Below are 12,646 nucleotides of genomic sequence, written 5' to 3'. Positions count from 1 at the left end.
CGACCCCGGCGCCTGCGCCGGGGTCGTTCGTCGTTTCGCGCGCCCGTCAGGCCGGGCGCGGGGGTCGGATGCCGGGGCTCGGCGCGGAGGGCAGCTGCAGCGAGACCTGGCTCTCGAGCCCCTCGATCGCGTCGTCGGACAGCGAGATCAGTCCGTCGAGCTCTTCGCGCACGCGCTTGTAGGCGACCTGGCGTTCCGCCGGTGTCGCGGCCTGATCGACCGCGATCGTGAGCAGCTGCTGAGCCTTGTCGAGGCGGCGCCGCTCGCTCTCGCTGAATGTCGAGGCCTTCAGCCGGCGGGCATCCCGCTCGGCGACGTCGAAGGCCACTTCGTAGTCGATGACGGCATTGCGGTACTCCGCCAGCTCGTCGGCGGTCACGCGGGCTTTGGGAGACGCGGGTCGCAGAGCATCGGCTGCGCGCTGCGCCCGCAGGAACGCGGCCGTCAGCGGCTGGCGGCCGTCGCTCATGGCGGGGAAGGCGATGAGCTTGGCGACGTCGAGCTCATAGTCGAGCCAGCGAGCCATGACGGCATCGTGCGTTGCGAAGAGCCTCGCGAGCTGCGTGGCCTGCGACTCCTGTGGCGCGGCGACTACCGCTCCTGACGCACTCGCCGCGCGAAGCTCGCTGCGGGCCTTCAGTATCTCGAGCTTCTGCTTGTGGCGGCGCTTCGCGCGTCGCTCCCACGAGCGGGCGGCACTTCCTGCCACGCCGACAGCTGCGCCGCCGAGCGGGAAGATCAACCACCAGTACCCCTCCCAGAGGGTGACGAGGGTCTCCATCAAGATCTCTTTTCGCCCGAAGGCCGTGAGGTGCGGGCGGGGATCGGCCACACGGTCCGCTGCGTCGGGGGTGGGGCAGGGTCGGACGCCGCCGCGCGCGCTGTGTCGCCGGGATGACCGGGCTCGACAGCGGTCGTGGGGCGCGGCGCGCGCGAAGCGCCGCCGGGGCGTGGCGTCCGCGTCTGTGCTGCTGCCGCTGCTCCGGCGAGGCGGGCCTCGGCTTCGGCATAGGCGAACGCGGCGCCGTATCGCGCGATGGCGGCCCGATAGGCGGCATATTCCTCGGGACGCATGCGCGCGAGCGGCTGGGCGGGACGAAGCCGGTGGGCGTCGCTCTGCGCCCGCAGGAATGCGAGCGTCGCCGGGTGGTTGGCGTCGCTCATCTGGGGAAACGACATGAGGGCGAGCGGATCGGTCTCATACTCGAGCCACCGCGCCGTGATGGCGTCGTGCTCGTGCAGAAGCCGCTCCAGCGGCAGGGGATCATTCGGTCCCGCGGCCACCCGCCGGGCATCGACCGCTTTGACGTGGGTGCGGGAGGCCCGCAGCGCCATCGTCGCGCTCTTGTACGCCTGGCGCGCGCGCTGCAGGTCGCGCTTCGCATCGGCGACGCTCGGCGCGCCCGGCATCGGGTTCGCGCGATGCGCCTGTGCCAGCTGCACCCGGGCCTGCGCGGCGCGGACCTCGGCGCGCGCCTCGAGCATGCCGCGATACGCGAGCTGCACATCGTGGCGAGCTGCCTCGACTTCGAGCCGCTTGGCCCGCCATCTGCTCATCGTGCCCTTCGACCGTCGTCGGCGCGTGGTCGCAGCGGCATAGCCGACGCCCGCGGCACCGGCGGTCGCAGGCGCGATCCACCAGAACTCGGCGACGAACACCAGAAGCGGCTCCACCCTCCGATGCTAACCGCCGCACCCGACGCGCGGGAGGTCGCCGGGATCAGCCGAAGAGCAGGGCGATGACGGTCGCGCCACCGCCGACGAGGATGAGGGAGACGATGACCACCCACGCCACCGTCTTGATCCGGCGCTGCCGTGCGTCGTCGTAGTTGCCGTACTCGTCGTCGCTCATGCCGATCAGGTTAGCGTGCGACCGGCTCGGCGACCGTAGGGCCGAACGCGGCGGGCAGCGTCGAGGTCGCCCGCTCGTACAGCTCGGGCAGCGGCACGGTGAACAGGCCCTGCACTTCGAGAGCGGCGACGCCGTCTTCGCTCGGCGAATCGGTCACGCCGATGCGCAGCACGGGATAGCCGCGACCCTCGCACAGCCCGCGGAACTTGACGTCGTCTTCGCGCGGAACGGTGACGAGGACGCGGCCTGTCGACTCCGAGAAGAGCGCCGTCGCGACGTCGACACCGTCGCGCTCGACGATCTCGTCGAGCCACACGCGGGCGCCGACGCCGAAGCGCAGCACGGCCTCGCCGAGGGCCTGCCCGAGTCCGCCGCCGGACAGGTCGTGCGCCGACGAGATGAGCGACTGCTGTCCTGCGGCGTGCAGCAGCTCGGCGAGCTTGCGCTCCTGCCCGAGGTCGACCGCGGGCGGACGACCGCCGAGGTGACCGTGCACGGTACCCGCCCACTGCGATCCGCTGAGCTCGGTCGAGGTGACACCGAGCAGGTAGATGTTCTCGCCGGCATCCTGCCAGCCCGAAGGGATGCGGCGCGCGACGTCGTCGATGATCCCGAGCACGCCCACGACGGGGGTCGGGAAGATCGGCTGGTCACCGGTCTGGTTGTAGAACGAGACGTTGCCTCCCGTGACGGGGACGCCGAGTTCGAGGCATCCGTCGGCGAGGCCGTCGACGGTCTGCGAGAACTGCCACATGACCTCGGGGTTCTCGGGGCTGCCGAAGTTGAGGCAGTCCGTGACGGCGGTCGGGATCGCGCCCGTCACAGCGACGTTGCGGTATGCCTCGGCGAGGGCCAGCTTGGCGCCCTGGTACGGGTCGAGCTGGCAGAAGCGGCTGTTGCAGTCCGTGGCGATCGCGAATCCGAGACCGGACTGCTCGTCGACGCGGATCATGCCGGCGTCGTCGGGGAAGGACAGCGCCGTGTTGCCGAGCACGTAGTAGTCGTACTGGTTCGTGATCCACGACGTGTCGGCGAGGTTCGGGCTCGAGACGAGCTGCAGGAACTGACGACGCAGCGTGTCGGGGTCGAGGGCACGCGGCAGCGCCGACGCGGAGTCATCCTGCAGGGCGTCGATCCACGTCGGGTAGGCGACGGGCCGCTCGTAGACGGGTCCGTCGACCGCGACCGTCGACGGATCGACGTTGACGATCTCTTCGCCGTGCCAGAAGATCTGCAGGCGTCCGTCGCCCGTGACTTCGCCCAGGACGCTCGTCTCGACATCCCACTTGGAGGTGACGGCGAGGAACGCGTCGAGCTTCTCGGGCGCGACGATCGCCATCATGCGCTCCTGGCTCTCGCTCATCAGGATCTCTTCGGGAGTGAGCGTGGAGTCGCGAAGCAGAACGCTCTCGAGGTCGACGCGCATGCCCGATCCGCCGTTGGCGGCCAGTTCGCTTGTCGCGCACGAGATGCCCGCGGCACCGAGGTCCTGGATCGCCTCGACCAGCTCGCCCTGGTAGAGCTCGAGGCAGCACTCGATGAGCACCTTCTCGGCGAACGGGTCGCCCACCTGAACGGCGGGGCGCTTGGTCGGACCGGCCTCATCGAACGAGTCGGATGCCAGGATCGACGCGCCGCCGATGCCGTCACCGCCCGTGCGGGCTCCGAACAGCACGACCTTGTTGCCCGCGCCCGAGGCGTTGGCGAGCTTGAGGTCTTCGTGACGCAGCACGCCCACGGCGAGGGCGTTCACGAGCGGGTTCGCCTGGTACACCGAGTCGAAGACCGTCTCGCCGCCGATGTTGGGCAGGCCCAGGCAGTTGCCGTAGAACGAGATGCCGCTCGTCACGCCGTGCACGACGCGGGCCGTGTCGGGGTGGTCGATCGCACCGAAGCGCAGCTGGTCCATGATCGCGACGGGGCGCGCGCCCATCGAGATGATGTCGCGGACGATGCCGCCGACGCCGGTCGCCGCGCCCTGGAACGGCTCGATGTAGCTCGGGTGATTGTGCGACTCGACCTTGAAGGTGACCGCCCAGCCCTCGCCGATGTCGACGACGCCCGCGTTCTGACCCATGCCCACCATGAGGCGGGTCTTCATCTCGTCCGAGACCTTCTGGCCGAATTTGCGCAGGTAGATCTTGCTCGACTTGTACGAGCAGTGCTCGCTCCACATGACGGAGTACATCGCCAGCTCACCGGATGTGGGGCGGCGGCCGAGGATCCGGCGGATCTCGGCGTACTCGTCGTCCTTGAGTCCGAGCGCCGCGTACGGCTGCTCTTTCTCAGGGGTGGCGGCGGCGTTCTCGACGGTGTCGGCGACGGCCGCGGAATTCTGCAGGGGGGTGGTCACGCGGCTCAGCTCCAGGAATCAAGGGGTGCCGTACGCCCCAAGTCTAGTTCCGGGGCGGGGGGCGTCGTGCCCACGCCGTGACCCCGCAGCACGTCGCGCGAAGAAGGGCTTGTGCTCGCGGCATCCCGAGCGTAACGTACAACCAAATGGTTGTGCAAAAGGAACCCAGCGATGACGAGATCGACCGCGTCTTCCAGGCGCTCGCCGACACGACGAGGCGCGACATCGTGCGGCGCACGATCGACGACGAACTGTCGATCTCGGTTCTGGCTGCTGATTACGACATGTCGTTCGCCGCGGTGCAGAAGCACGTCGCGGTGCTCGAGGCGGCGCGTCTCATCATCAAGCGCGCCGAAGGGCGCGAAAGACTCGTGCGAGCGGATCCGGTCATGATCGCTCGCGCCCGTTCCCTGCTCGCACGCTACGAAGAACTCTGGCGTGCCCGCATCTCTCGTCTGGACTCGCTCCTGTCCGGCCCCGCGCCGGAGCACGTGAAACCGTCCGAACCCTCCGCACAAGAAGGAGCTTGATCATGCCTGTCACCGAAGTCACGACCGACCCCGAAGCGCTCACCATGACGCTCACGGCCGAGTTCGACGCGCCCGTCGAACGGCTCTGGACCGCGTTCACCGATCCCAGCCAGCTCGAGCGGTTCTGGGGCCCGCCCGGATGGCCGGCCAGCTTTCCGACGTTCGACCTCTCGGTCGGAGGGCGCGCCGTCTACACGATGACGAGCCCGCAGGGCGAGACGTCATCGGGGTCGTGGGAGTTCCTCGAGATCGACGAGCCGCGCGGCTTCACCGTGCTCGACAACTTCGTCAACGATGACGGCGCGCCGCTCGAGGGGATGCCCGCCATGCGGGTCGCCTTCCGGTTCGAAGCGACCGACACCGGGTCGCGGCTGGTGAACACGACGTACTTCGACTCGGCCGACGCCCTCGAGCAGGTCGTCGCGTTCGGAGCCGTCGAGGGATCGAGGATGGCGATCAACCAGCTCGACCGCGTGCTGCAAGGGCTGCGCGAGTATGCGGCCGGCAAGGGCACGCGCACCGAGATCCTCGATGACACCCACGTGCGCATCACGCGGCTGATCGAAGGACCGCGTGACCTCGTCTGGCGCGCGCACACAGAGCCCGACCTGATCCGGCAGTGGATGCTGGGGCCCGATGGCTGGCGCATGTCGGTGTGCGACGTCGACCTCTCGGTCGGCGGGCGGTATCGGTACGAGTGGGAGCCTCTGCCGGGCGTGGAGGGGGAACGCTTCGGATTCGACGGTGAGACGGTGCTCAGCGAACCGCCGCGCCGCGGTGTGACGACCGAGCACATGACGGGCACCGATTATCCATCGACGCTCAACGATCTGCAGCTCGAAGAGGAAGACGGCGCGACGCTCATCACGACGCTCATCGAGTACCCCGACAGCGCGACGCGCGACATGGTGCTGGCGACCGGCATGGCCGACGGGATGGAGTCGAGCTATGCGCGACTGGAGCGCGTGCTCACCGAAGCATGATCACGACGGCGCGGTGTGCCGCAAGCCGTCGGGGAGAAGCGGCTTCCCGGCCCTAATATCGCGCCATGGACTTCTCTTTTGCGTTCACCCCCGACCTCATCGCCGTCTTTCTGACGCTGTTCGTGCTCGAGGTTGTGCTGGGCGTCGACAACGTCATCTTCATCTCGATCCTCTCGTCGAAGCTGCCCAAGGAGCAGCAGGCGAAGGCGCGCAACCTGGGGCTCACGCTTGCGATGCTGATGCGCATCATCCTGGTCTTCTTCGCCGGCTGGCTCATCACGCTGACCGAGGAGATCATCTCGATCGGCGACCTCGGGTTCTCGTGGAAGGACTTCATCCTCATCGCGGGTGGTCTCTTCCTCGTCTACAAGGCGGTCACCGAGATCCATCACAAGCTCGAGGGTGCCGAGGAGTCCGAGGGCACCTCGAACGGCAAGGGCGTGACGTTCGGATCGGTCATCGCGCAGATTCTCGTGCTCGACCTCGTCTTCTCGCTCGACTCGGTCATCACGGCGGTCGGCATGACGACCAACATGCTCATCATCATCACGGTGGTCGTGCTGTCGTTCGGCATCATGCTGTTCGCTGCGAAGTTCATCTTCGAGTTCGTCAACGCACACCCCACGGTCAAGATGCTCGCTCTGTCGTTCCTCCTGCTCATCGGCGTGTTCCTCATCGCTGAGGGCTTCGGCTTCCACATCGACAAGGCCCTCATCTACGGCCCGATGGCGTTCGCGATCTTCGTCGAGGCGCTCAACCTGTTCGCCGCCTCGCGCAAGGCCAAGCGGGCGCACCGAGCGAGCAGCGCCGTGCAGCTGCGACCGCGGTACCCCGATGTCGACGAATCGATCGCCGTCGCGGCGGCCCTGTCGACGGCGCCGGGTGCAGGTTCGGTCGGTCTGTCCCGCAAGCCCGTCGACGGTGAGGTGACCCCGGGCGAGGAGCGCCGCGGCCTGGGGTGACACGCAGGCCGCGGCGCGGCGCGGCGCTCAGTGGAAGGGGCAGCGGATGCGACCGCCCGACCGCGGCTGGGTCGGCACCCGTCGCAGATTGACCTCCGCGAAGGCGACGAACCGGGCCACGGCGATGCGGTCTCAGGTGCCGGAACGGTCGGCCGTGTCCGGGTGATGGAGGAAGTACGTGGTCCGGCGGATGGGCGTGGCGGGTACTTCCGCGGCACGGTCGGCTCGACGGCGGGCGTAGAACACGAAACCCAGCCCGGCAGCTATCAGAAGGATGGAGAGCGTGGCCGTGGGGGCTTCCGCTCCACTCTCGGCAAGTTCAGGAGGCGCGGCATCAGTGTTGCCGCCTGCTGCTGCCGCTGCCGCTGCCGCTGTCGCTGCTGCTGCTGCTGCTGCTGCGACGGTAACCGTGTACGTGGCAACCGCGTCTGGGGCGGTGCCGTTCGAAGCGGTGATGTCGAATGTGTAGGTTCCGGCGACGGTGGGTTCTCCGGCGATCGTGCCCGTCGTGGCGTCCAGCGTGAGGCCCGGCGGGAGTGCGCCGCTGGAGGTTGTGAATGTGACGGTCGGTGTCCCAGACGCGGTGATCGTGTGCGAGTAGGTGTCGCCGACGGTGCCGGCCGTCGGTGCGGCGGATGTGATCGCGGGGCTCGTGCTCACCTCTCCGGCCGGGGCGCAGCCGGTCGGTGTGGTGATGGTGTTGGTGTCGAGCGTGACGGCGCCGGTTCGAGCGAGCAGGCGGCCCGCAATGGTCGCCCCCGTCTGTGCGGTGACGGATTCGTTGGCCATGACGGTCCCGACGAACTGGGCGCCGGGCTCGATCGTCGCGGAGCTGCCGATCTGCCAGAACACGTTACACGCGCTGCCACCACCCGTCACGGTGATGATCGAACCGGAGCTGATAGTCAGCGTCGACGCTGCTTGGAACACCCATACCGATTCCGCCGTGCCTGCCAGCGTCAAGGCGCCGGTGAGGGATAGTGCGCCTCCCGAATAAACCCCCGGTGTCAGTGACTGTCCGGTGAGGTCGCCCAGCCCGGTTGCGGTCGGAGTCAGGCTGGCTGCAATCCCGTACGCCGTCGTCAGGTCTACCTGCGCTTGCGCTGCGACCGCGTCGGTGGCATGGATGGTTCCGTTCACGATCCCGGGCCCGAATCCCGTGATCGCGGAGCCAGGGCTGAGGCCCAGGTCGCCACTGAGAGTCGAGGGTCCCGTGTTCGTCACTGTCGATGCGCCAAGAACCGAGAATGGCGCGGCGGTGCCGAGATTGACCGGACCGTCGATCTTCGTGTCCGCAAACGCCGCCGTTCCAGGCAGGAGCATCAGGGCGACGAGGCCCGCGATGACGGTGGTCAGGGCTGAACGTGAGGGGGGCTTGACCAAATTATTCGATCTCTTTCGCTAGGGGTAACAAAGATCGTCAACCAAGGTCAACAGCATCTCCGTCTAGCCCAGATCTAGCACTCATTACCCGCCCGCGCCGAGGATCGAGCAGAAAGTCTACCTGATCGTGACGTTTGAGGACACGGCTGGCGATCCGTCGATGGGTGGTGTCGCGAGCGCTCAGTGGAAGGGGCAGCGGATGCGCCCCCCGGAGCGCGGCTTGGTCGGCAGCCGTCGCAGATTCACGTCGAGACCCTCGCCCAGAATGGTCAGTCGCGGGTCGCTGAGGGTCGCGACGGCGGCGGCGAGGCCGGCGATCGCGAGCTTCTCGCCGGGGCACCGGTGGCCATCCGCAACCGTTGCGCCACCGTGCGGCACGAACGCGGCGAGGGCCTCGTAGTCCTCGACGCCGACGAAGCGCTCGGGGTCGAATTCGTCGCCGCGGTCCCACGAGCGGTCGTCCGTGTCGGTGCCGAGGATGTCGAGCACGACGCGTCCACCTGCCGCGAGTTCGAGACCGTCGAGCTCGACGTCGGTGAGGGCCCAGCCCGGCAGCATCGGCACGAAGGGCGAGGTGCGGCGGATCTCCTGCGCGAACGCCGTCGCGAGGGGACCGCCCACCAGCGAGCCCCGCTCCGATGTCTCGGCGGCGATTCGTTCGCGCCATTCGGTGTGATCGTGCAGTCCCTTCGCTGCGAAGGCGACGAAACGGGCCACGGCGATCATGGGCCGCAGGCCATTCTGCAGCTCCACCCCGGCGAGCTTGGCAGGCAGGCGCTTGCCGGCCGGATCCCGGTGCCACGCCCATTCGTGCAGCGCCGTGCCCTCCGCAGCTTCGAGGCGACCCTCGCGGACCGCTTCGATGAGGCGCGCGGCGTGCCGGTCGGACCAGACCCGGTTCACCTGCGCGAGAACGAACGACGGCGAGTAGGGCGCGCCGAAACCGTCGACGATCTGCGCGAGCCGAGCGGCCCAGCGCGTCTGGGCGTCCGGCGTGCCGGGCAGCCCGGCCCAGCGCATGATCGCCCGCCCGAAGGCGTCGACCGCCGCGTCATAGGCACTGCGCTCGCCGCCGGCGAGCCACGCGTCGAGCTCGAGCTGCCATTCCTGGTCGAGGAGTGGCGTCAACCGCTCCACCTGCGCGTCTTCATAGGCGACGTCGACGAAGGTCGCCTTGCGGTGGCGGTGCTCCGCTCCGTCGAGGCTGTGCAACGAGTCGCTGCCGAAGAGCGTGTTCTGCACGATCTTCGGCATCGCGCCGTGCCGGGCGATGCGCTCGTCGTCGTAGAACAGGGCGACGCCCTCGGCGCCGCGCACGAGCATCGCGTCCTGGGCGAGCAGTCGCATCGGCGCCGACCTGGCGCCGTCGCGCACGCGGCTCCAGATGTGCGCGCTGAGGCCGAAGCCCCGCACGAGCAACGACGCGCCGTCTTCACGAAGGGGATGGGTTGAGGGCTGGTCGGTGTCGAACATCCCGTCACGATGCCAAAGGCCGAAGCGGCTCTCCAGGGGGCGAGGTCTTGTGGCGGCGTGTGCTATCGGCGCGCGTCCGCTCAGGCGCGGGCGAGCGCGTCCTCGAGCGCGACCCACGCGAGCATGGCGCACTTCACGCGCGCGACGTAGCGCGAGACGCCCGAGAGGGCGGCGGCATCCAGGTAGACGTCCTCATCGAGCGGGATCGCGCCGCGCGAGCGCAGTGCCGTGCGGAATCCGTCGATCAGGGCGGATGCCTCGGCTCGCGGCAGTCCTTCGGCGAGCTCGCTGAGCATCGAGGCGGAGGCTTGCGAGACCGAGCAGCCGGCGCCGTCCCACGTGACGTCGCGGATGGTGTGCCCGTCGTCGTCGAGCCGGACGCGCAGTGTGACATCGTCGCCGCACACCGGGTTGTGCTGGTGCGACGTGGCGTTGCGCCCGACCTCGTCGGCGAGCCCTTTGCCGCGCGGACGCTTGGAGTGATCCAGGAGCAGCTCCTGGTACAGCGCTTCGAGGCCGCTCATGCGCCGACTCCGAAGAACGGCCGCACGTCCGCGACGGCGTCGAGGAACACGTCGATGTCGTCCTCGGTCGTGAAGACCGACGTCGATGCCCGCACCGACGCCGTGAGAGCGAATCGTGCGTGCAGCGGCTTGGCGCAGTGGTGCCCCACGCGCACCGCGACACCGCGGTCGTCCAGGAACTGGCCCACGTCGTGCGCGTGCACACCCTCGACGTCGAACGCCGCGATCGCGATGCGCTCGACCCCGGCGGCATCGCCGAGCAGCCGCATCCCGTCGATCCCGCGCAGTCCTGCGAGCATGCGCTGCTCGAGCCGGCGCTCGTGGGCCAGGACATTCTGCATCCCGAGCCCGTCGAGATAGCGCACGGCGGCGGCCAGGCCGATCGCCTGTGAGACGGGCTGCGTGCCGGCTTCGAACTTCTGCGGCGGCGGCAGGTAGCCGGCCTCGTCGAGGGTCACGGTCGTCACCATCGATCCGCCCGTGAGGAAGGGCGGCAGGTCTTCGAGGACGTCGGTGCGCCCGAGCAGTCCGCCGACGCCGTACGGGCCGAGCATCTTGTGGCCGGAGAACGCCGCGAGGTCGACGCCGAGCTCGGCGAAGTCGACGGGCAGGTGCGGCACCGACTGGCACGCATCCAGCACCGTGAGCGCGCCGACGGCTCGGGCGAGCGCGGCGATCTCGGCGACGGGATTGACGATGCCGAGCACGTTCGAGACGTGCGGGAACGCCACGACGCGCGTGCGCTCGCCGATGACGGATGCCGCGACCTCGAGGTCGAGCGTGCCGTCATCGCGCACGGGGATGTGGCGCAGCACAGCGCCCGTGCGAGCGGCGAGCTCTTGCCAGGGGATGAGGTTGGCGTGGTGCTCGGTCTCGGTCACGACGAGTTCGTCGCCCGGGGTGAGGGCGAACCGCGCACTGCCGCGCCCCGCCGTGGCGTTGCCGATCGCGTAGGCGACGAGGTTGAGGGCAGCCGTCGCGCCGCTCGTCCACACGAGCTGGCCGGGGCGCGCCCCGAAGAATCGGGCGACGGTCGCGCGGGCGTCCTCGAACAGCTCGGTCGCCTCAGCGGCGAGGGTGTGTGCGCCGCGGTGCACGGCGGAATTCGCCCGGACGAGGAAGTCGACCTCGGCGTCGAGCACGACCTGCGGCTTCTGGCTCGTCGCTCCGGCGTCGAGATAGACGAGGGGCTTGTCGTTGAGGGTCTGCGACAGGATCGGGAAGTCTGCGCGCACAGCGGCGACATCGAAATCGGTCGTCGTGGCGGGCATTCCTCCAGGCTACGCCGGATCTCGTGATCGAAGGCCCGGGCCGCAGTCGGTCAGATACCCGTCAGCCGAGGAACTCCCGCGCGGCCACGACGAGCGCGTCGACGCCGTTCTCGAGGGTCGGGTGCAGCACGGGCGCATAGAACGGGGAGTGGTTGGTGGGGATGTCGCTCGCGATCGTGCCGGCTGCCGTGGCCGTCGCGTAAGCGTCGGGGTCGACACCGCCCCAGAACCAGAACACGAGGGGCGCACCGGATTCGCGGGCGAACCACGAGACGTCCTCACTGCCGGTGTACATCCCCGGGTCGGTGACGGTCCCCTCGCCGAAAGCGCGGTCGAACGCGAGGGTCAGCCGCGCCGTCGCGGCGACGTCGTTGATCGTCGGGGGCAGCGAGTGGATGGTCGTGAAGGTGGGTTCCTGCTCGGCTCCGGATGCCTGTGCCTCGGCCCGCACGATGCGCTCGACCTTCTCGAGCACGGCGGCGCGGGCGGTGTCGTCGGGATACCGCAGGCTCAGCTCGAGGCGCGCCTCGGCCGGGATGATGTTGTTCTTCAGGCCCGCGTGGATCGAGCCGACCGTCACGACGGCGACATCGCGCGGGTCGACTTCGCGCGAGACGATCGTCTGCAGTCGCATGACGGTCGCCGCCGCCATGACGACGGGATCGATCGTCGAGTGCGGCCGCGACCCGTGGCCGCCGCGGCCGAACAGCGTCACCGTCACACCGTCGGATGCCGCCATCTGCGTGCCGCTGCGCACGCCGATCGTGCCCGCCGGCAGCGGTGTCACGTGCTGGCCGAGGACGATGTCCGGCCGCGGATACCGCTCGAGCACGCCGTCGGCGATCATCGCTTGCGAACCCGCGCCGTACTCCTCTGCCGGTTGGAAGACGGCCACCACGGTGCCCGACCACTCGTCCTTCGTCGCGACGAGCCGCTCGAGCGCGCCGATCAGGGCGGTGACGTGCATGTCGTGTCCGCACGCGTGCATGACGGGCACATCGAGACCCGAGGGGTCGACGCCGCGGGCCGTGGAGGCGTAGGGGAGTCCGGTCCGCTCTTCGACGGGGAGGCCGTCCATGTCGGCGCGCAGCCACACGACGGGGGCTTCTCCGTTGCGGATCACGGCCACCAGGCCCGTGCGGCCCACGCCCTGTTCGACCTCGAGCCCGAGATCGGCGAGGTGTCGCGCGATGACACCCGCCGTGCGGGTCTCTTGGAAAGACAGCTCCGGGTGTCGGTGCAGGTCGATGTACAGCGCTTCGAGGTCGATGGCCATGGCGCCGAGCCTACGTCCGTGCCCCGCGGGCCGACGGTC

12 protein-coding genes are annotated in these 12,646 nt (G+C 69.2%); 3 read left to right on the top strand and 9 right to left on the bottom strand.

Annotated features, from left to right (window positions below; genetic code table 11):
• Positions 1–46 precede the first annotated feature (46 nt).
• From AC25Y0_RS07785 to purL, 4 genes are read right to left on the bottom strand one after another with little or no spacing between them, the layout of a single operon-like run.
• Entirely contained in the window at positions 47–781 is a 735-nt protein-coding gene (locus tag AC25Y0_RS07785) for a hypothetical protein (RefSeq protein ID WP_488123713.1), read from the bottom strand.
• Complete coding sequence (locus tag AC25Y0_RS07780; RefSeq protein WP_488123714.1) at positions 781–1,674, bottom strand: hypothetical protein; 894 nt, start codon at positions 1,672–1,674, stop codon at positions 781–783. Before AC25Y0_RS07780 ends, AC25Y0_RS07785 begins: the two co-directional genes overlap by 1 nt.
• 46 nt (positions 1,675–1,720) lie before the next feature.
• Positions 1,721–1,852 (bottom strand): hypothetical protein, encoded by a 132-nt coding sequence (locus tag AC25Y0_RS07775; RefSeq protein WP_488123715.1) that lies wholly within the window; start codon positions 1,850–1,852, stop codon positions 1,721–1,723.
• Positions 1,853–1,862: 10 nt separating this feature from the next.
• Positions 1,863–4,205 (bottom strand): phosphoribosylformylglycinamidine synthase subunit PurL, encoded by a 2,343-nt coding sequence (gene purL / locus AC25Y0_RS07770; RefSeq protein WP_488123716.1) that lies wholly within the window; start codon positions 4,203–4,205, stop codon positions 1,863–1,865.
• 146 nt (positions 4,206–4,351) lie between these two features.
• Here purL and AC25Y0_RS07765 point away from each other — a divergent pair, with 146 nt between their 5' ends.
• The 3 genes from AC25Y0_RS07765 (at position 4,352) to AC25Y0_RS07755 (ending at position 6,680) form a co-directional block, all read left to right on the top strand.
• Positions 4,352–4,735: an ArsR/SmtB family transcription factor gene (locus tag AC25Y0_RS07765; protein ID WP_488123717.1), complete on the top strand. Its 384-nt coding sequence runs from the start codon at positions 4,352–4,354 to the stop codon at positions 4,733–4,735.
• A gap of 2 nt (positions 4,736–4,737) precedes the next feature.
• Complete coding sequence (locus AC25Y0_RS07760; RefSeq protein WP_488123718.1) at positions 4,738–5,718, top strand: SRPBCC family protein; 981 nt, start codon at positions 4,738–4,740, stop codon at positions 5,716–5,718.
• Positions 5,719–5,783: 65 nt separating this feature from the next.
• A complete protein-coding gene (locus AC25Y0_RS07755; protein WP_488123719.1) occupies positions 5,784–6,680 on the top strand; it encodes a TerC family protein in 897 nt (298 codons plus the stop codon).
• 132 nt (positions 6,681–6,812) lie between these two features.
• On the opposite strand, the gene AC25Y0_RS07750 is transcribed toward AC25Y0_RS07755, so the two are convergent.
• From AC25Y0_RS07750 to AC25Y0_RS07730, 5 genes are all read right to left on the bottom strand, one after another.
• Entirely contained in the window at positions 6,813–8,063 is a 1,251-nt protein-coding gene (locus AC25Y0_RS07750; protein WP_488134474.1) for an ice-binding family protein, read from the bottom strand.
• 180 nt (positions 8,064–8,243) lie between these two features.
• Positions 8,244–9,536, bottom strand: a complete 1,293-nt coding sequence (locus tag AC25Y0_RS07745; RefSeq protein ID WP_488123720.1) for a cytochrome P450 — start codon at positions 9,534–9,536, stop codon at positions 8,244–8,246.
• 80 nt (positions 9,537–9,616) lie between these two features.
• The gene (gene sufU / locus AC25Y0_RS07740; RefSeq protein ID WP_488123721.1) at positions 9,617–10,060 is read right to left on the bottom strand and encodes a Fe-S cluster assembly sulfur transfer protein SufU; all 444 of its coding nucleotides are present in this window, start codon (positions 10,058–10,060) and stop codon (positions 9,617–9,619) included.
• Positions 10,057–11,331, bottom strand: a complete 1,275-nt coding sequence (locus AC25Y0_RS07735) for an aminotransferase class V-fold PLP-dependent enzyme (protein ID WP_488123722.1) — start codon at positions 11,329–11,331, stop codon at positions 10,057–10,059. The genes sufU and AC25Y0_RS07735 overlap by 4 nt, the downstream gene beginning before the upstream one ends.
• Positions 11,332–11,392: 61 nt before the next feature.
• Positions 11,393–12,607: an amidohydrolase gene (locus AC25Y0_RS07730; protein WP_488123723.1), complete on the bottom strand. Its 1,215-nt coding sequence runs from the start codon at positions 12,605–12,607 to the stop codon at positions 11,393–11,395.
• Between the last annotated feature and the right edge of the window lie 39 nt (positions 12,608–12,646).

It is taken from the genome of Microbacterium sp. Y547 (assembly GCF_057669785.1).
The sequence above is the reverse complement of the archived record's forward strand: the minus strand, read 5'-3'. Positions and strand labels throughout refer to the sequence as shown.